The sequence below is a fragment of the Rhodoplanes sp. P11 genome, from assembly GCF_964266735.1.
Lineage (GTDB): Bacteria > Pseudomonadota > Alphaproteobacteria > Rhizobiales > Xanthobacteraceae > Rhodoplanes > Rhodoplanes serenus.
This window is the reverse complement of record NZ_CAXWGY010000001.1, coordinates 225,405-244,001: the sequence shown is the minus strand read 5'-3', so window position 1 is coordinate 244,001 and position 18,597 is coordinate 225,405. Positions and strand designations below refer to the sequence as shown.

The following is an 18,597-nucleotide window of genomic DNA, read 5'->3' as shown; positions in this document are numbered from 1 at the left end:
GCGATGCGGGTCGAGCCCGGCGCGCCGTATCCGCTCGGCGCGACCTGGGACGGGCGCGGGACCAATTTCGCGATCTTCTCGGCCAACGCCGAGAAGATCGAGCTGTGCCTGTTCGATCCGCCCGGTCGCCGCGAGATCGATCGCGTCGTCCTGCCCGCCTGCACCGAGGACGTCTGGCACGCCTATCTGCCCGAGGTGGTGCCGGGCCAGGTCTATGGCTACCGGGTCTATGGTCCCTACGAGCCGGAGCGCGGCCACCGCTTCAATCACCACAAGCTGCTGCTCGACCCCTATGCCAAGCGGCTGACCGGCCACTTCGTCTGGAGCGACGCGCATTTCGCCTACCGGATGCGGAGCGCCCGCGCCGACCTCTCCTTCGACAAGCGCGACAATGCGCGCGGCGTGCCCAAGGCCGTGGTGGTCGACGACGCCTTCACCTGGGGGCGCGATCGGCTGCCGCGCACGCCGTGGACCGACACCATCATCTACGAGGCGCATGTTCGCGGCCTCACCATGCGGCGCCGCGATGTGCCGGAGCCGCTGCGCGGCACCTTCCGGGGGCTGTCGGCGCCCGGCATGATCGAGCATCTGCGCCGCCTCGGCGTCACCGCGGTCGAGCTGCTGCCGGTGCACGCCTATGTGGACGAGCGCATGCTGGTGGACCGCGGCCTGCGCCAGTACTGGGGCTACGGCACCATCGCGTTCTTCGCGCCGGAGCCGCGCTACGGCGCGCCCGACACCGTCGTCGAGGAGTTCAAGGCGATGGTCGGCCAGCTCCACGATGCCGGCATCGAGGTGCTGCTCGACGTCGTCTACAACCACACCGGCGAGGGCAACCATCTCGGCCCCACCTTCTCGTTCCGGGGCATCGACAACGCCTCGTACTACTGGCTGCGGCCGAACACGCCGCGCTACTACGAGGACTTCACCGGCACCGGCAACTCGCTGAACCTCACCCATCCGCGTGTGCTCCAGATGGTGATGGACTCGCTGCGCTACTGGGTCGAGCAGTGCCATGTCGACGGCTTCCGCTTCGATCTCGCGACGGTGCTGGGGCGCGAGCCGCACGGCTTCGACCCCACGGCGGGCTTCTTCGCCGCCGTCAGCCAGGACCCGGTGCTGTCGCGCGTGAAGCTGATCGCCGAGCCGTGGGACATCGGCCTCGGTGGCTATCAGCTCGGCGGCTTCCCGGCCGGCTGGTCGGAATGGAACGACCAGTTCCGCCGCACCGTGCGCTCGTTCTGGCGCGGCGACGCCAACCAGATCCGCGATCTCGCGGCCCGCATGACCGGCTCGGCCGACCGCTTCCGTCATCTCCGCCGGATGCCGCGGGCCAGCATCAATCACGTCACCGTCCACGACGGCTTCACGCTCGCCGATCTCGTCAGCTACGCGCGCAAGCACAACGACGCCAACGGCGAGGGCAACCGCGACGGCTCCGACGACAATCTCAGCGCCAACTGGGGGATCGAGGGGCCGACCACCGACAAGGAGGTGCTGGAGATCCGCCGCCGCGTGCGCCGCGCTCTTCTGGCGACACTGTTCCTGGCACAAGGCGTGCCCCTGATGCTGGCCGGCGACGAGGTCGGCAACTCGCAGGGCGGCAACAACAACCCGTATTGCCAGGACAACGAGGTCGGCTGGGTCGACTGGTCCGGGACCGGCGAGGAGGAGTCCGATGTCTCCGCTCTGATCGCTCTCCTGACGTCGCTGCGGCGCAGCTTTCCGCAGCTCCAGGGGCGGCGCTGGCTGGTCGGCCGGCAGGGCGATCACCACGACATCAAATGGCTGACGCCCGGTGGAACCGAGATGGACGGTGCGGATTGGGCCTTTGCCGAGGCGCGCTTCCTCTCCTATGTGCTGGCGCCGCTCGAGCCGTCGGGTGCCCCCTTGCTGATCCTGCTGAACGCCGCCGCCCATCCGGTCGATGTCGTCCTCCCCAAATGGCCGGACTGCACCGGATGGGCGCGCGTGCTCGCGACCGCCGCGACCGATGCGGATCATGCGCTGCCGCCCGTCAAGCCCGGCACCAAGCTCGCCGCCCCGTCCCGCTCCGTCACCGTGTTCGTCGGGTCGTGAGCCCGGCGCGGCGCCGCCGCTCCGGTGGCCGGCTGCCGCGGCCCACTCGCCGTTCGTCCGGTCGCCTGCCTGCCCACCCGGGGTGAGCTGCGAGGGCGCGCCCGACGACGGCTCTGGTTTCGCTTCGGACCGCCTGGCGCCGCCGGCGGCCGCTCGTGGAGACACCTTCGATGCCCCCCGCCGTTCCGTCCGCCACCTATCGCTTGCAGCTCTCGGCCAAGGTCGGCTTCGACGATGCCGCCGCGCTGGTGCCCTACCTGAAGTCGCTGGGCATCAGCCATCTCTACGCCTCGCCGTTCCTCAAGGCGCGCGCCGGCTCGACCCACGGCTACGACATCGTCGACCACGACGCGCTCAATCCGGAGTTCGGCGGCGACGCGGCGTTCGAGCGTCTGTCGCAGGCGCTCGCGAAGGCGGATATCGGGCTGATCCTCGATTTCGTGCCGAACCACATGGGCGTCGGCTACGCCGACAACGCCTGGTGGCTCGACGTGCTCGAATGGGGGCCGAAGTCGCCGCACGCCGCCTCCTTCGACATCGCCTGGGAGACGCTGCCCTACCGGCCGAACGGCGGCCTGCTGATCCCGATCCTCGGCAAGTCCTACGGCGAGGCGCTCGACGACGGTGACCTCGTGCTGAAATACGACGCCACCGAGGGCAGCTTCTCGGTCTGGTATTTCGAGCACCGCCTGCCGATCCGGCCCAACCGCTACGGCGACATCCTGAAGACCGTGGTGGCCGAGGCGGACGCCGCCGACAGCGCGGCCGGGCGCGCCCTGCTGGCGCTTGCCGTGCGCTTCCCTGATCCCAACGAGCCGACCCGCGAGCACGCGCCGGCCTTCAAGGCCGACATCGCCGCGGTGCCGGGCGGCGCCGAGGTGATCGAGCGCGGCCTCGTCGCCTACCAGCCGGGCGCCGCCGATCCGACCCGGCTGCACCGCCTGCTCGAGCGTCAGCACTATCGCGTGGCGCACTGGCGGGTCGCCTTCGACGACATCAACTACCGCCGCTTCTTCGACATCAACGATCTCGCCGGCCTGCGCATCGAGCATCTGCCGACCTTCGACGCCGCCCATCGCCGGGTGCTGGCGCTGATCGGCGAGGGGCGGCTGCACGGCCTGCGGCTCGACCACATCGACGGGCTGCTCGATCCGGCCCAGTATGCGCGGCGCCTCTCGCGGGTGGTGCGCGCGGCCCGGCCGCCCAAGGCGCGGGCGCAGCCCTTCTACATCGTCGCCGAGAAGATCCTGGCCGAAGGCGAGCCGATGCCGGCGCTGCCCGGCGTCGCCGGCACCACCGGCTACGACGTGCTCAACGTCATCGCCCGCGTGCTGCTCGACGAGGCCGGGATGCCGCGGCTCGACGCGCTCTATCGCGACATCCTGGGCGAACGACAGGACTTCGAGCGGATCGTCGCCGACGCCAAGATGCGGGTGCTGGAGACCATGCTGGCCAGCGAGTTCACCGTTCTGTGCCGGCTGCTCGCCCGCATCGCGGCCGGCCACTGGAAGAGCCGCGACTTCACCTTCGAGCGCCTGCGCGCCGCGCTGCGCGCCTACATCGTGCACTTCCCGGTGTATCGAACCTATATCGGTGGCGGCCATGTGTCGGCCGAGGATCGTGCCCACATCGTCGCGACGATCGCGCGGGCGCGGGCGCGCTGGTTCGGTCCTGACACCGGGGTGCTCGACTTCTTGCAGGACGTTTTGACCCTCGACCTGATCGCGCCTGGCCGTGTCGGCCACAGCTCCGCGCGGGTCAAGCATTTCTCCGGCAAGGTTCAGCAGCTCACCGGGCCGGTGATGGCCAAGGCGCTGGAGGATACCGCCTTCTATCGCTACCACCGGCTGCTGGCGCTCAACGAGGTGGGCGGCGAGCCGGTGCTGCCGGCGCTGTCGCCGGGCGAGTTCGACTATCGCATGAAGGCGCGACTGGGCACGCCGCATGCCATGACAGCGACCGCCACCCACGACACCAAGCGCGGCGAGGACGCCCGCATGCGCATCCTGGCGATCGCCGAACTGGCGCCCGACTGGGAGGCGGCGGTGCGTGGCTGGCGGAGCCGCAACGAGGCGCTGATCGCCAGGAAGCCGCAGCGGGCGCCCTCGGATGCGCACGAGTACATGCTCTATCAGGCGCTGATCGGCGTCTGGCCCGAGGGGGGCGCCGACGCCGGCCTGATCGAGCGGATGCAGACCTACGCCGTGAAGGCGCTGCGCGAAGGCAAGCAGGAGACAAGCTGGCACAATCCGAACGATGCCTACGAGCAGGCCGTCACCGGCTTCCTGGCGCGGCTGCTCGATCCCGAGACGTCACGGGACTTCCTCGACGACTTCGCCGCCTTTGCACGCCGCACCGCGCTGCTCGGCGCGCTGAACAGCCTGGCGCAGCTCGCCCTCAAGGCGACCGTGCCGGGCGTGCCCGACATCTATCAGGGCACCGAGTTCTGGGACCTGTCGCTGGTCGATCCCGACAACCGCCGGGCCGTCGATTTCGCGGCGCGCCGCGAGGCGCTCGACACCATCGGCGAGACGCCCGACTGGGACGCGCTCACCGCCGCCTGGCCGGATGGCCGCGTCAAGCTCGCGCTCACCCGCCGCCTCTTGGCGCTGCGCCGCTCGCTCGCCGAGGTGTTCGCGACCGGCGGCTACGAGCCGCTGGCGGTGGACGGGCCACATGCCGGGCATCTGCTGGCCTTCGCCCGCACCGGGCGCCGCCGCTCGGTCGTCGTTGTGGTCGGCCGCCACTTCGCGCCGCTCACCGATGGGGGCCGTCGCTGGCTCGATCCGGCGGCGCTCGACGCCAGCGTCGACCTCGGCGAGTTCCGCGTCACCGCCGACGTGCTGCGGCCCGCCGCCCCGCTGCCCTCCGGGCGTGTACCGGCCGCGGTGCTGCTCGGCCCGCTGCCGGTCGCGGTGCTGACCGCCGCGCCGGCTTCACGCCCGGCGGCCCGGCGGGGAAGCTGACCGCCGGCCGCACCCGCGGCGCCGGCTGGAACCGCGGTGGTGCCGGCCCGGTTCACCGGACGACCACCGAAGGAGATTCCGATGGACCATCACGAGCAGCGGGTGCGCGAGCGCGCCTATCGCATCTGGCAGCAGCAGGGCTGTCCGGACGGCCAGGCCGAGACCCACTGGGAGCTCGCCGAGGAGCTGGTGGCGATCGAGGAGAGCCACGACCAGACGCTGAAGCCGGTCGATCGCGATCCCGAGGACCCGACGATCGCGGCCGATCGGCCCGAGCCGGCCGGCCCTGCCGCCAACGCGGCGGCGGGCGAGCTGCCGACGCTGACCGATATCGGCGAGCAGACCTATCCGCCGAGCCGCGATGCCGCGCAGGCGGCGCGCTCCGCCGGCCCACCCGATGACCCCGACTCCGCGCGCTGAGCATTGTCCGCGAAGTGGCAGCCGGGTCGCGGCATCCGGAACGACGCGAGGGATGTTTCAGCAGCCTGTCAGGCCGGCCCGCCCGTCGCCGGCTGCCGGGCGAGCAGCCCGGACAGCCAGTCGCGCACGTCGGCCGGCCGGTCGAACCGTCCGGCGGCGGTGTCGATATCGCGGCCGACCGAGAAGCCCACACCGCCGAACGACGGCAGCACCGGAAAGACGCGCTCGTCGGTGACGTCGTCGCCGACGAACACCGGCCGGCGTCCGGCGAAGGGCGGCAGCCGCATCAGCTCGACCACCGCGGTCGCCTTGTCGAAGGCGCGCGGCTTCACCTCCACCACCGCCTTGCCGGGCATCACCTCGACCGGCAGCTCGGGAAAGCCGGCGCACACGGCGGCGACGGCGTCCTGCACGGCGTCGCCCTTGTCGGGGGCCAGGCGGAAGTGGATGGCGAGCGAGTAGCCCTTGTCCTCCAGCAGCACGCCGGGACCGATCTCGGCCACTGCGGCGAGCTTGCGCTTGAGCCGGGGGTCGAGCCCGAGGGTGCGGTTGGGGTCGGAGAGCTGGCCGGGCGCCGGGCGCAGCTCGGCGCCGTGGCCTCCGATCGCCGGCAGCTCCAGCGGCGCGAACAGGAGATCGAGATCGGCGAGCGCGCGGCCCGACACCAGCGCCAGCGCCCCGTCGGTTCGGTGCAGAAGGCCCTGGAGGGTCCGCCGCAGCTCCGGCGGCACCCACACCTCGCGCGGCGTCGCCGCGAAGTCGAGCAGCGTGCCGTCGATGTCGAGCAGAAGCGCGGCCTGGTCGAGATCGATCCAGGCGGCTGGCGGAACGGGCGTCGTGGTCTCGGTTGTCGTGGTTTCGGTTGTCGTGGTTTCGGTTGTCATGGGCACGGGTTTCACGGCGAGGTCCGGTCAGTCGACGGCGGCGAGCGGGCGCGCCACATCTTCGAGGCTCCGCCGCTCGGCGGCGACGCCCCAGCGCCAGTGCACGAGGGCGGCCACGACCATCAGGGCGGCGCCCACCAGATAGCCCGCGAACACGCTGGTGCGCGAGCCCGAATCGATCAGCGCCCCGAACAGCCACGGCCCGGCGACGCCGCCGATGCCGGTGCCGAGCGCATAGAACACCGCGATGGTGAGGGCGCGGATCTCCAACGGAAAGGTCTCGGAGACGGTGAGATAGGCGGCGCTCGCGGCCGCCGAGGCGAAGAAGAACACCACCGCCCAGGCGGCGGTCTGCTCGACCACGGAGACGGCCTCGCGCTGGAACAGGAGGCCCGAGACGGCGAGCAGCACGCCCGAGATCGCATAGGTGAAGACGATCATCGGCCGCCGGCCGAGCGTGTCGAACAGCGGCCCGAGCAGCAGCGGCCCGAGGAAGTTGCCGGCCGCGAAGGGCAGGATGTACCAGCCGACCCGCTCCACCGGCACGCCGTAGAAGTCGGTCAGCACCAGCGCGTAGGTGAAGAACACCGCGTTGAAGAAGAACGCCTGCGCGGCCATCAGCACGAGGCCGATCAGGGCGCGGTCGCGGTGACGCACCAGCAGCGCCTCGGCCACCGCCGACAGCGGCGTCGAGCGGCGCACCCGCAGCCGCACCACCGGCAGGTCGGACGGCGGCGTCGGCGTCGTGCCGAGCACCCGCCGCTCGATGCCGGCCACCACCGCCTCGGCCTCGGCGACGCGGCCGTGAATGACCAGCCAGCGCGGGCTCTCGGGAATCCACATGCGCATCAGCAGCACCACGAGGCCGAGCACGGCGCCGATCAGGAAGGCGAGCCGCCAGCCATATTCGGGATCGATCACCGCCGGATCGAGCACCACGATGGCGCCGAGCGCGCCGGCGGCGGCGCCGAGCCAGAAGCTGCCGTTGACGGCGATGTCGGTGAAGCCGCGATAGCGCGCCGGCACCAGCTCCTGGATGGTCGAGTTGATGGCCGTGTACTCGCCGCCGATGCCGGCCCCGGTGAGGAAGCGCATCGCCGCGAAGCTCCACAGGTCCCAGGTGAAGGCGGTGGCGGCGGTGGCCGTCAGATAGACCGCGAGGGTGATGAAGAACAGCCGCTTGCGGCCGAGTCGGTCGGTCAGCCAGCCGAAGAACACGGCGCCGAGCACCGCCCCGGCCAGATAGGCGCTGGTGGCGAAGCCGACATCGGCGTTGCTGAAGCGCAGCACCGGGCTTTCCTTGAGGGCGCCCGCCAGCGTGCCGGCCAGCGTGACCTCGAGGCCGTCGAGAATCCAGGTGACGCCGAGGGCGGCGATCACCAGCGTGTGGAAGCGCCCCCAGGGCAGCCGGTCGAGGCGGGCCGGCAGGTCGGTCTCCACCACGGCGCCGAGCGGGGCTGCGGCCGGCGGCCCGGTGCGCAGGGGCGGCTCCGGCCGGCCCGGCGGGCCGTCGATGTCGTCCGGCGAATCCGGGCCGTCGGGCGGCTCGTCCACCGGGGCGGGATCGTCGTCGTCGGGCGGCGGCTCCTCGATCGGGTCGTTCGGCCGGGTCGGGGGCGGGTCGTCGAGAGGGGACGGATCGGCGGGTCCGGGGGGCGGCTCGTCCACCGGAGGGGTCGGACCGCGGCGGGGCGGGGCCGCCGCCGTGGTTGGATCGATCGGCGAATCGGGTGGCCCGGCCGGGTGAGCCGCGGGCCGTAGAGGCGAGATCGGCAGAGGCGAGATCGGCAGAGGCGAGATCGGCACCACGTCTCCGTTCGGTGACAACGTCTGGAGGGGGACGACGTGCGAGACCGGGACGATGTGCCGGTCGCCGGACGGCAACCGTCCAGCTAAGATGACAACCACGCCGGAGAGCGTACGTTCCTGCCGGGTGCACGCCACCGGCTGCGCGCCACCGGCTGCGTGCCGCCCGCTGCGCGCCGCGGGTCGATCACTGGACGGGCTGAGGAGCCCGCGAATCGCCTCCCATGGCGTCGGTGTCGGCCACGCCGATGCCGCGCTCGGTGCCGCGTTCGGTGCCGCGTCGGGTGCCACACCGGCTGCCGCGAAGGATGTCCCGCGGGCGAGTCGTCGCGATGGCCCTGCCTCGTGAGGCACTTTCGGCGAGGTTCACCCCTCGGTCAGACGGGGACGATTTGAGATAAATATCGATGTTTGCGAATGTCTCTTGAATCGTCTGTGAGTTGTGGCAGTACTTTCACTTTGGCTCGCGTGTATTGATTGTGGGAGTGACGACAGTGTCTTTTCCGACCCCGGCGCAGGGACAGGGACGAGCGTCCGCACGAACCAGGGAAGAGGGTGGATTGCCGAGCAGCGGCGATCGTCTTCTCGCCGTCCTCGGCTTGTTCACGGTGGAGCGGCCGGAATGGACCGTGGAGGAGGCGGCCGTGCAGCTCTCCGTCTCGGCCACCACGGCGTATCGCTACTTCAAGCGGCTCACCCGCGCCGGCTTGATCAGCCCGGTGTCGGGGGCGAGCTACACGCTCGGCCCGGCCATCATCCAGATGGACCGCCAGATCCAGCTCTGCGACCCGATGCTGAAGGCGGCCCGCGACGTGATGGCCGAGCTGATCGAGCACGCCGCCGAGGGCGGCGCCGTGCTGCTGTGCCGGCTGTTCCACGATCGCGTCATGTGCGTCCACCAGGAGATGGGCCGCGGACCGCAGGAGCCCATCGTGTTCCAGCGCGGTCGGCCGATGCCGCTGTTCCGGGGTGCCACCTCGAAGATCATCCTGGCCCACCTGCCGAACCGCACGCTGCGCTCGCTCTACGAGGCCAACAGCGAGGAGATCGCGGCGGCGGGGCTCGGCCAGAGCTGGGACGGCTTCCGCCGCAGCCTGGCGGCGATTCGGCGGTCCGGCTATGCGGCCGCCTCGGGCGATGTCGACACGGTGCGGGCCGCCATCGCGGCGCCGGTGTTCGGGCCGCGCCGGGCGGTGCTGGGCAGCCTCAGCTTCCTGGTGCCGCGCGGCCGCTACGACGACGCGCTGCGCAACCGGCTGGCCCCGCTGGTGATGACGGCGGCGAGCGCCATCGAGGCCGCCATGCAGAACACCGCCACCGACGTGCCGGCGAGCCGGCCGCGGGTGCGGGTCGGTCGCTGACCCGGCCGAAAGCCCGCGGGTCGCCTCAGCGGCCGGCGCGCAGGCGGGCGATCAGCTCGGGTGTCGGATACGAATCGGCCGGCAGCCCGAGCCGCATCTGCGCCTGCTTGACGGCCGAGCGGGTGCCGGCGCCGATCTTGCCGTCCGGCACGCCGACATCGAAGCCGGCGCGATTGAGGAGCTGCTGAAGCTCTTTCGCCTCCTCCTGGCCGAGCGCCGGGATGGTCGGGGCGCCGCGATTCAGCGGCGGCGCGCCGGCGAGCCGCGTGGCGTAGTAGGCCGCCGTGGTGGCGTAGACCAGCGAGGCGTTCCACTTCAGGTAGACCTGGAAGTTCGGATAGGCCAGGAACGCCGGCCCGAGCCGCCCCATGGGCAGCAGCAGCGAGGCCGCGGGGCCACCCGCCGGGAGCGGCTTGCCATCGCGCTGGGTGACGCCCCAGGCGGTCCACTGGGCGTGCGGATGCTGGATCGCCAGGTCGGCCTGATCCCACGGCAGCGCGGCCGGCACCCGCACCTCGCGCAGCCACGGCTCGCCGCGCCGCCAGCCGAGATCCGCCAGGTACTTGGCGGTGGAGCCGATGACGTCGGGCACGCTCTTGAGCAGGTTGCGGTGGCGGTCTCCGTCCCAGTCGACCGCGTGGGCGAGATACTCGGACGGCATCATCTGGGTCTGGCCCAGCTCGCCGGCCCACGAGCCGATCATCTCGGCCGCGGTCAGGTCGCCGCGCTCGATCATCCGCAGGGCATCGAACAGGTGGCCGCGGAACATGTCGGAGCGCCGACAGTCGTAGGCCAGGGTGGCGAGCGAGCGGATCGCGTGGTCCTTGCCCATGCCGGCGCCGAAATCGCTCTCCAGCCCCCAGAACGCCACGATCACCGCGGCCGGCACGCCGAACTCCTTGTCGGCGCGGGCGAACAGCGCGGCGTGGCGGCCGATCATCTCGGCGCCCTTCTGGAGCCGGTAGGCCGGCAGCATCTTGTCGGAGAACTGGAGAAAGCTCTGGGCGAAGAAGCGCTGGCCGCGATCGATGCCGACGATGCGCGAGTCGTAGACCAGATAAGGCGCGGCAGCCGCGACGGCGGCGCGCGAGATGCCCTGCTGGATCGCCTCCTGCTCGAAGCGGGCGCGCCAGCTCTCGAAGCTGCCGGTGTTGCGGCAGGGCGCCGCCGCAGGGGCGGTTGGCTGCGTCCGAGTCTGGGCCGTCTGAGTCTGCGGGGCGGGTGGGCGCGCTGCCTGGGCGGAGGCGGTGGCCGGGAGCATGACGGCGCCGGTGAGCGCCGCCATCGCGGCGGCGACATGCACGGCGCGGCGGCCGGTGGTGCTCGGCGTCATCTGCTCGCTCTCCCTCCTTTGCCTCCGGACGTGATCGCGCGTGACATGATCGCGTGTGACGCCGACGCGACAGCGTCGCCGTCAAGGCAGCTTGTCGAATCCGTCGCCGAATCCCTTCAGGCTCATCGGGAACCCGATGCCCTCCTCGGGAGTCTGAAAGATGAAGAACGTGGCCGTCTGGCCGCTGCGGAACTGCTTGATCAGGGTGTCGTCCATGACCACCTCGGCGTAGCAGCCGCGCGGCAGGCAGCGCACGAAGCCGGCGCGGCCGACATCCTGCTGGTCGACCTTGAGGCCGAGGCCGGCCGGCAGCAGCACGCCGAGGGGCGCCTGCACCCGCATCAGCCGGGTCTTCTGGTCGGCGGTGCGCAGCACCAGCACGGTGAGGCCCACATTGGCGCGGTCCTCCGCGACGACGCTCTGGAACAGCGCGCACTGCTCGGCTTGCGCCCCGGGCGGCGTCTCGCAGCGGATCTGCCAGTCCTCGTGCACCGAGCGCACGGCGCCCTGTGCGGCAGCCGTCGACACCATCGCGACGCCCGTGGCGAGCGCGACCGCGAGGCGGAGAAGCAGAGCGGGCCAGGTGCGCCTCGCCGCCAGCCAGTCGCCATCGGTGATGCTGATCGTGGACAAATCCATCGCGGACTCCCTGCTCGGGCGGCGCGCTGGCGATCCGCGGCACCGGCCCCTGAATTCGGAGACGACCGTTGCTGTCGTCTTGGCTGGACGTCGTGTCGACGCGACGCCCGTCGTCGTGACAGCCCGAGTCTACACGCTCGCCGGCGCTTCGTCTGCGGCCGCCGGGGCGTTGCCGACAGCCGCGTCGACCCCGCCACGCAGCGCCGGCGGGCTTCCGGCGAATGGTTTGCACGAGGCACATTGCGAGTGGGGCGGAAGTGTGGTTTGAAGGGCCTAATCGCGGTGCATCACCCCCGGTGCCGTCGAGGCCGTCCGTCGCCAGCGCCCGTAGTGTGCGCAGCGGAACTTCCCGACATAATCCGGTTTTGACCCGTGCTTTTCGCCGCCTCGCGTCGACAGCTGCCGCTGCCGCACGCCGCAACCGACGAAGGAGCAGAGCCACGATGTTCGGAGTTGTCCGGGTGCTTTTGCTTGGCGGGGCTCTCGCCGCCGCGACCCTGCTGGGGTCATCGGACTCCGCCCTGGCGGGTCTCGGCCAGCCGTCGCCCTGGCAGCTCGGCATGCAGCAGGCGGCCGCCCCGGTGATGAGCGACGTCATCTGGTTCCACGATCTGCTGCTGTGGATCATCACCGCCATCGTCGCCCTGGTGCTGGTGCTGCTGGTGGTGGTGATGGTGCGCTTCAACGCGCGCGCCAACCCGACGCCGTCGCGCACCACCCACAACACCGCCATCGAAGTGATCTGGACCGTGGTGCCGGTGATCATCCTGGTGGTGATCGCGGTGCCGTCGTTCCGCATCATGTTCGCCCAGCTCAACACGCCGACCGCTGACGTGACCGTGAAGGCCACCGGCAAGCAGTGGTTCTGGAGCTACGCCTATCCGGACCAGGGCAAGTTCGAGTTCGATTCGCTGATGGTGCCCGACACCGACCTCAAGCCCGGCCAGCCGCGCCTTCTGTCGGTCGACAACGAGATGGTGGTGCCGGTCGACAAGGTGGTGCGCGTGCAGGTCACCGGCGCCGACGTGATCCATGCCTTCGCGGTGCCTTCCTTCGGCATCAAGATCGACGCCATCCCGGGTCGTCTCAACGAGACCTGGTTCAAGGCCACCAAGGAAGGCGTCTACTACGGCCAGTGCTCCGAGCTGTGCGGCAAGGACCACGCCTTCATGCCGATCGCGGTGCGGGTCGTCAGCGAGCAGGCCTTCGCGGCCTGGGTCGAGGACGCCAAGAAGAAGTACGCGGCAGGGCCGGACGCGGCGCCGCGCCGGGCGGCCGAGGCGGCGCCCGCGGTATCGCCGATGGCGCTGGCGGCGAGCACCGCCGCCGCGCCTGCGCCGCGCACCGTCGACTGAGCTGGCGCGCCGCGCCCATCGCGCGGCGACCGACCCCCGTCTTCGAGGACCCGATCATGGATGCCACGGTAACGGCTCACGACACCCACGCCGATCACCCCACCGGGTGGCGACGCTTCCTCTACTCGACGAACCACAAGGACATCGGCACGATGTATTTCGTGTTCGCGATGTTCGCCGGCGTCATCGGTGCCGTCCTGTCGATCGGCATCCGGCTGGAGCTGCAAAACCCCGGCATGCAGTTCTTCGCGTCGGCCCACACCTTCAACGTGTTCACCACGGCACACGGCCTCATCATGGTGTTCTTCATGGTGATGCCGGCGCTGATCGGCGGCTTCGGCAACTGGATCGTGCCGCTGATGATCGGGGCGCCCGACATGGCGTTCCCGCGCATGAACAACATCTCGTTCTGGCTGCTGCCGGCGGCCTTCTCGCTGCTCCTGATGTCGCTGTTCGTCGAGGGCGAGCCGGGCGGCAACGGCGTCGGTGCCGGCTGGACCGTCTACGCGCCGCTGTCCACCATCGGGCATCCCGGCCCGGCGATGGATTTCGCCATCCTGTCGCTGCATCTCGCCGGCGCCTCGTCGATCCTCGGCGCCATCAACTTCATCACCACCATCCTGAACATGCGCGCCCCCGGCATGACGCTGCACAAGATGCCGCTGTTCGTGTGGTCGGTGCTGGTGACGGCGTTCCTGCTGCTGCTGGCGCTGCCGGTGCTCGCCGGTGCCATCACGATGCTGCTGACCGACCGCAACTTCGGCACCGCCTTCTTCGCGGCGGAGGGCGGCGGCGACCCGGTGCTCTATCAGCACCTGTTCTGGTTCTTCGGTCACCCCGAAGTCTACATCATGATCCTGCCGGGCTTCGGCATCATCAGCCAGATCGTCGCCACCTTCTCGCGCAAGCCGGTGTTCGGCTATCTCGGCATGGCCTATGCCATGGTGGCGATCGGCTTCATCGGCTTCATCGTGTGGGCGCACCACATGTACGTGGTCGGCCTGTCGACCGGCACGCAAGCTTACTTCGTCGCCGCCACGATGGTGATCGCGGTGCCGACCGGCATCAAGATCTTCTCGTGGATCGCCACCATGTGGGGCGGCTCCATCGAGTTCCGCACCCCGATGCTGTGGACGTTCGGCTTCATCTTCCTGTTCGTGGTGGGCGGCGTCACCGGCGTGGTGCTGGCCAACGCCTCGGTCGACCGGGTGCTGACCGACACCTACTACGTGGTGGCGCACTTCCACTACGTGCTGTCGCTCGGCGCCGTCTTCACCATCTTCGCCGGCTGGTACTACTGGTTCCCGAAGTTCACCGGCTACATGTACGAGGAGTGGCTCGGCAAGCTGCACTTCTGGGTCACCTTCGTGGGCGTCAACATGGTGTTCTTCCCGCAGCACTTCCTGGGTCTCGCCGGGATGCCGCGGCGGATCGCCGACTATCCGGACGCCTTCCACGGCTGGAACATGGTGTCGTCGATCGGCTCCTACATCTCGTTCTTCGCGATGCTGATCTTCTTCTTCGGCGTGGCGCGCGCCTTCATGCGCAAGGAGCATGCGGCCGGCAATCCGTGGGGCGCCGGGGCGACCACCCTGGAGTGGACGCTGTCGTCGCCGCCGCCGTTCCACCAGTTCGAGGTGCTGCCGCGCATCCGCTGATGCGCCACCGATCCGCGACCGGCGGTCCACCGCCGGTCGCCTGCCGTGCGCGCGGTCCGGCGCGCACGGGCGTTTTACATGACGGCTGTTTCGTGACGGATGTCGCGTGACGGTCTCGTGTGATTGTCAGCCTGGCCGGAGGGTCCCCCGTATGTCTCTCGCCACCGACGGCGCCGATCTCACCCGTTCCGTCCCCGCCCCGGTGGGTGTGCCGGCCGTCGAGCCCAGCCTCGCCGAGGTTCGCGACTACATCGCGCTGATGAAGCCGCGGGTGATGTCGCTCGTCGTGTTCACGGCGCTGGTCGGCATGCTGGTGGCGCCCGATCGGCTGCATCCGGTGCTCGGCTTCGCGGCGCTTCTGTGCATCGCGGTCGGCGCCGGGGCGGCGGGTGCGCTCAACATGTGGTGGGATGCCGATATCGACGCCGTGATGGCGCGCACGGCGCGCCGCCCGATTCCGTCCGGCCGGGTCGGCGAGGGCGAGGCGCTCGCCTTCGGGCTGACGCTGGCGGTCGGCTCGGTCGCGGTGCTGGGGCTGGTCGCCGGCTGGCTCGCGGCCTTCCTGCTCGCCTTCACGATCGTCTTCTACGCCGTCGTCTACTCGATGTGGCTGAAGCGGGCGACGTCGCAGAACATCGTCATCGGCGGGGCCGCCGGCGCGGTGCCGCCGATGATCGGCTGGGCGGCCGCCACCGGCAGCCTCGCGATCGAGCCGGTGCTGCTGTTCCTCATCATCTTCTTCTGGACGCCGCCGCATTTCTGGGCGCTGTCGCTGTGGCGCAGCGGCGACTATGCGCGCGCCGGCATCCCGATGCTGCCGGTGGTGTCCGGCGTCGCCGAGACCAAGCGGCAGATCCTGCTGCACGCCTGCGTGCTGGCACCGATCGGCGTGTCGCCCTGGCTGGTGGGGCTCGCCGGGCCGCTCTACGGCGTCGTCGCCACCGTGGCGGGCGTGCAGATCCTGGCGCTCGCCGTCAGGCTGAAGCGCGCCGCCGACGCCGCCGCGACGGATCGCCTGGCGAAGCGGCTGTTCGGCTTCTCGCTCACCTATCTGTTCGCGCTGTTCGCGGTGCTGCTGATCGACCACTGGGTCCACCCTTGGGTCGCGGCCGGCCTCGATGCCCTCGCGCGCTGGAGCGTGTCATGAGCGGTCGCCCTCTTCGCCACGACGACGGCATCGTCCTCACCGACGAGCAGAAGCGCCGCCGTCGCGCCCGCTCGGTCGCCATCGCGGTGGTGCTCGCCGTGCTGGTGGTGCTGTTCTACGCGATCACCATCGTCAAGCTCGGCCCCGGCGTTCTCAGCCGGCCGTTGTGAGGCGCCGATGACAACCCCCGTTCGTCCGAGCCACCCGCCCGCCACCCCGCCGCCCGCCGCCAATCCGGCGCGCCGCCGCGACATCGGCATCGCGCTCGCCTGCGGCGCTTTCGTCGGCCTGATGGTCGGCGCCGCCTATGCGGCGGTGCCGCTCTACGACTGGTTCTGCCGTGTCACCGGCTTCGGCGGCACCCCGCAGGTGGCGACCGCGGCGCCGGGTGAGGTGCTCGATCGCCGCATCACGGTGCGCTTCGACGCCAATATCGGGCGCGGCCTGCCGTGGCGCTTCGAGCCCGAGGTGAACAGCGTGAACGTCCGGCTCGGCGAGGTGGTGACGATCTACTACACCATCACCAACCAGGCGGCGCGCGAGACCTCCGGCACCGCCGCCTACAACGTCGCGCCCGCGCAGACCGGGGCCTATTTCGGCAAGATCGACTGCTTCTGCTTCACTGAGCAGCGCCTCGCCGCCGGCGAGCGCCGCGAGATGGCGGTGGTGTTCTTCGTCGATCCCAAGCTGGCCGAGGATCGCGACCAGGACAGCCTCAACACCATCACGCTGTCCTACACGTTCTACCCGACGCGCAGCCCCGCCACGGCGGCGGCCTCCGGCGGGTCCTGACCAAATAACGAACCGGGCGGCGCGCGCGCCGCCGTACCCTCGACGACTGTTCGGCAAGACGGAGACCCCCATGGCCGAGGCGCACGCCAAGCAGCACGACTATCACCTCGTCGATCCGAGCCCCTGGCCGGTGATCGGCTCGCTGTCGGCCTTCATCATGGCGGTGGGGGCGATCTTCTGGATGCACAAGTCGTTCGCGGCGGCGCCCTGGATCTTCGCGCTCGGCGTCGCCGGCGTGCTCGGCACCATGGCGGGCTGGTGGCGCGACGTGATCCGCGAGGCGGAGCACGGCGGCTTTCATTCCAAGGTGGTGCAGATCTCCCACCGCTACGGCATGATCCTGTTCATCGCCTCCGAGGTGATGTTCTTCGTCGCCTGGTTCTGGGCCTACTTCAATGCCGCCCTGTTCCCGGACGCCGCCAACCTGGTCACCCGCACCGAGATGTTCGGCGGCACCTGGCCGCCCAAGGGCATCGAGACCTTCGATCCCTGGCACCTGCCGCTGTTGAACACCCTGATCCTGCTCACCTCCGGCACCACCGTCACCTGGGCGCACCATGCGCTACTGCACGGCGACCGCCAGGGTCTCAAGTGGGGCCTGATCTGCACCATCGCGCTCGGCCTCACCTTCACGGCCGTGCAGGCCTACGAGTACGCCCACGCCACCTTCGCGTTCTCGGGCAACGTCTACGGCGCCACCTTCTTCATGGCGACCGGCTTCCACGGTGCCCATGTGATCATCGGCACCATCTTTCTGATCGTCTGCCTGGGCCGCGCCTATGCGGGCCACTTCACCCCGACCCAGCATCTCGGTTTCGAGTTCGCCGCTTGGTACTGGCATTTCGTCGACGTGGTGTGGCTGTTCCTGTTCGCCGCCATCTATGTGTGGGGAGCGGGTGCGAGCGGCGCCCACTGAGACCCGGCATGGACCAGCACACGCAACCTCATCACGAGGCGCACCCGTCGACCGCGAGCCCGCTCGCGGCCGGCCTGCGCGGGCGCTGCCCGCGCTGTGGGCAGGGCCGGCTGTTCGCCGGCTTCCTCACGGTGCGGCCGCGCTGCGAGGTGTGCGGGCTCGACTTCGCCTTCATCGATTCGGGCGACGGGCCGGCCTTCTTCGTGATGTCGTTCTCGGGCTTCGTCGTGGTCGCCGCCGCGCTGATCACCGAGATCGTCTGGCAGCCGCCGTTCTGGCTGCACGCGGCGCTGTGGCTGCCGCTCATCCTGCTCACCACGCTGGCGCCGCTGCGGCCCCTGAAGGGCCTGATGATCGCGCTCCAGTTTCGCCATAAGGCAGCGGAAGGCCAGTTCGGCCCCGGCGAGATGCCCTGAGTTCGATGACCACGACCGCGTCGGCTTCGGCGGCTCCGCGCCGCCTGCTCGTTCCCGCCCTGGTGTCGCTGGTCGGCGTCGCGGTGCTGATCGGTCTCGGCCTGTGGCAGCTCGATCGCCGGGCCTGGAAGCGCGAGCTGATCGCCACGCTGAGCGAACGTCTCGCCGCCGCCCCGGTGGCGCTGCCGCCGGCGGCGGCGTGGCCGACCTTGCGGCGGGAGGAGGCCGAGTTCCGCCGCGTCCGCTTCGCCGGCGAGTTCCTGCATGACCGCGAGGCGCTGGTCTATGCCATCGGCTCGGGCCTGCGCACCGCGCCGGGCGGGCTCGGCTACCGGGTGTTCACGCCGCTGCGGCTCGCCGGGGCGGGGGGCGCCGGCGGGCCGGCGGCGGCCGGCGCGCCGCTCGTCATGGTCGATCGCGGTTTCGTGCCGGATGCCCAGAAGGCGCCGGAGTCACGCGCCGCCGGGCAGGTGACGGGGCCGGTCGAGATCGTCGCGGTGATGCGCTGGCCGGAGGAGCGGCCGACCTTCGCGCCGGCCGACGATCCGGCCCGGAACCTGTGGTTCGCCCGCGATCCCGCCGCCATCGCGGCCGAGAAGGGTCTCGCGGTGGCGCCGTTCTATGTCGAGCAGGAGGCGCCGGAGGCGCCGGGCGGGCTGCCGCGGGTCACCCGGCTGAAGCCGAACCTGCCGGACAACCACCTCCAATACGCGCTCACCTGGTTCAGCCTGGCGGCGGCGCTCGCCGTCATCTTTCTGCTGTGGGCCTTCGGCCCACGCCGACGGCGGTCCGGCGTGACCGGCTGAGCCGACGCCGAGCCGCCGG

Annotated in this window: 16 protein-coding genes; 12 read left to right on the top strand and 4 right to left on the bottom strand. The window is 70.7% G+C overall.

Annotated elements, in window-relative coordinates; translation table 11 throughout:
• The first annotated feature begins 3 nt into the window (after positions 1-3).
• The 3 genes from glgX (at position 4) to ACFQUV_RS01135 (ending at position 5,465) form a co-directional block, all read left to right on the top strand.
• On the top strand, positions 4-2,079 hold the full coding sequence (gene glgX / locus ACFQUV_RS01145; RefSeq protein ID WP_129607553.1) for a glycogen debranching protein GlgX: 2,076 nt from the start codon (positions 4-6) through the stop codon (positions 2,077-2,079).
• Between the two features lie 170 nt (positions 2,080-2,249).
• A complete protein-coding gene (treY, locus tag ACFQUV_RS01140; RefSeq protein ID WP_129607551.1) occupies positions 2,250-5,045 on the top strand; it encodes a malto-oligosyltrehalose synthase in 2,796 nt (931 codons plus the stop codon).
• A gap of 81 nt (positions 5,046-5,126) precedes the next feature.
• Positions 5,127-5,465 carry a DUF2934 domain-containing protein gene (locus ACFQUV_RS01135; RefSeq protein ID WP_111384538.1) on the top strand — a complete coding sequence of 113 codons (339 nt, stop codon included), beginning with the start codon at positions 5,127-5,129 and terminating at the stop codon, positions 5,463-5,465.
• Between the two features lie 68 nt (positions 5,466-5,533).
• Here the strand turns inward: ACFQUV_RS01135 and otsB are convergent, their stop codons facing one another.
• Together otsB and ACFQUV_RS01125 are read right to left on the bottom strand one after the other, a co-directional pair.
• A complete protein-coding gene (gene otsB, locus ACFQUV_RS01130) occupies positions 5,534-6,349 on the bottom strand; it encodes a trehalose-phosphatase (RefSeq protein WP_129607549.1) in 816 nt (271 codons plus the stop codon).
• A gap of 27 nt (positions 6,350-6,376) precedes the next feature.
• Positions 6,377-7,831 carry an MFS transporter gene (locus ACFQUV_RS01125; protein ID WP_207211350.1) on the bottom strand — a complete coding sequence of 485 codons (1,455 nt, stop codon included), beginning with the start codon at positions 7,829-7,831 and terminating at the stop codon, positions 6,377-6,379.
• A gap of 884 nt (positions 7,832-8,715) precedes the next feature.
• Between ACFQUV_RS01125 and ACFQUV_RS01120 the strand changes: the two genes are divergently transcribed.
• Complete coding sequence (locus ACFQUV_RS01120) at positions 8,716-9,516, top strand: IclR family transcriptional regulator (RefSeq protein ID WP_129607766.1); 801 nt, start codon at positions 8,716-8,718, stop codon at positions 9,514-9,516.
• Between the two features lie 25 nt (positions 9,517-9,541).
• On the opposite strand, the gene ACFQUV_RS01115 is transcribed toward ACFQUV_RS01120, so the two are convergent.
• Both ACFQUV_RS01115 and ACFQUV_RS01110 read right to left on the bottom strand, forming a co-directional pair.
• On the bottom strand, positions 9,542-10,849 hold the full coding sequence (locus tag ACFQUV_RS01115; RefSeq protein WP_129607767.1) for a lytic murein transglycosylase: 1,308 nt from the start codon (positions 10,847-10,849) through the stop codon (positions 9,542-9,544).
• Positions 10,850-10,930: 81 nt separating this feature from the next.
• Complete coding sequence (locus ACFQUV_RS01110) at positions 10,931-11,488, bottom strand: invasion associated locus B family protein (RefSeq protein WP_207211366.1); 558 nt, start codon at positions 11,486-11,488, stop codon at positions 10,931-10,933.
• A 443-nt stretch (positions 11,489-11,931) separates the two neighbouring features.
• On the opposite strand from ACFQUV_RS01110, the gene coxB reads away from it, so the two are divergent.
• The 8 genes from coxB to ACFQUV_RS01070 all read left to right on the top strand — a co-directional run bounded on the left by coxB (position 11,932) and on the right by ACFQUV_RS01070 (position 18,578).
• Positions 11,932-12,843 (top strand): cytochrome c oxidase subunit II, encoded by a 912-nt coding sequence (gene coxB, locus ACFQUV_RS01105; protein ID WP_129607768.1) that lies wholly within the window; start codon positions 11,932-11,934, stop codon positions 12,841-12,843.
• A gap of 56 nt (positions 12,844-12,899) precedes the next feature.
• Positions 12,900-14,501 (top strand): cytochrome c oxidase subunit I, encoded by a 1,602-nt coding sequence (gene ctaD, locus ACFQUV_RS01100; protein WP_111388192.1) that lies wholly within the window; start codon positions 12,900-12,902, stop codon positions 14,499-14,501.
• Between the two features lie 151 nt (positions 14,502-14,652).
• Positions 14,653-15,648 (top strand): heme o synthase, encoded by a 996-nt coding sequence (locus ACFQUV_RS01095; RefSeq protein ID WP_129607769.1) that lies wholly within the window; start codon positions 14,653-14,655, stop codon positions 15,646-15,648.
• Entirely contained in the window at positions 15,645-15,818 is a 174-nt protein-coding gene (locus ACFQUV_RS01090; protein WP_165363769.1) for a hypothetical protein, read from the top strand. Before ACFQUV_RS01095 ends, ACFQUV_RS01090 begins: the two co-directional genes overlap by 4 nt.
• Before the next feature lie 7 nt (positions 15,819-15,825).
• Positions 15,826-16,440 carry a cytochrome c oxidase assembly protein gene (locus tag ACFQUV_RS01085; RefSeq protein ID WP_378393983.1) on the top strand — a complete coding sequence of 205 codons (615 nt, stop codon included), beginning with the start codon at positions 15,826-15,828 and terminating at the stop codon, positions 16,438-16,440.
• Positions 16,441-16,510: 70 nt separating this feature from the next.
• Positions 16,511-17,356 (top strand): cytochrome c oxidase subunit 3, encoded by an 846-nt coding sequence (locus ACFQUV_RS01080; protein ID WP_129610642.1) that lies wholly within the window; start codon positions 16,511-16,513, stop codon positions 17,354-17,356.
• An 8-nt stretch (positions 17,357-17,364) separates the two neighbouring features.
• On the top strand, positions 17,365-17,772 hold the full coding sequence (locus ACFQUV_RS01075; protein ID WP_129610641.1) for a DUF983 domain-containing protein: 408 nt from the start codon (positions 17,365-17,367) through the stop codon (positions 17,770-17,772).
• Between the two features lie 5 nt (positions 17,773-17,777).
• Positions 17,778-18,578 carry an SURF1 family protein gene (locus ACFQUV_RS01070; protein ID WP_129610640.1) on the top strand — a complete coding sequence of 267 codons (801 nt, stop codon included), beginning with the start codon at positions 17,778-17,780 and terminating at the stop codon, positions 18,576-18,578.
• Positions 18,579-18,597: the final 19 nt, after the last annotated feature.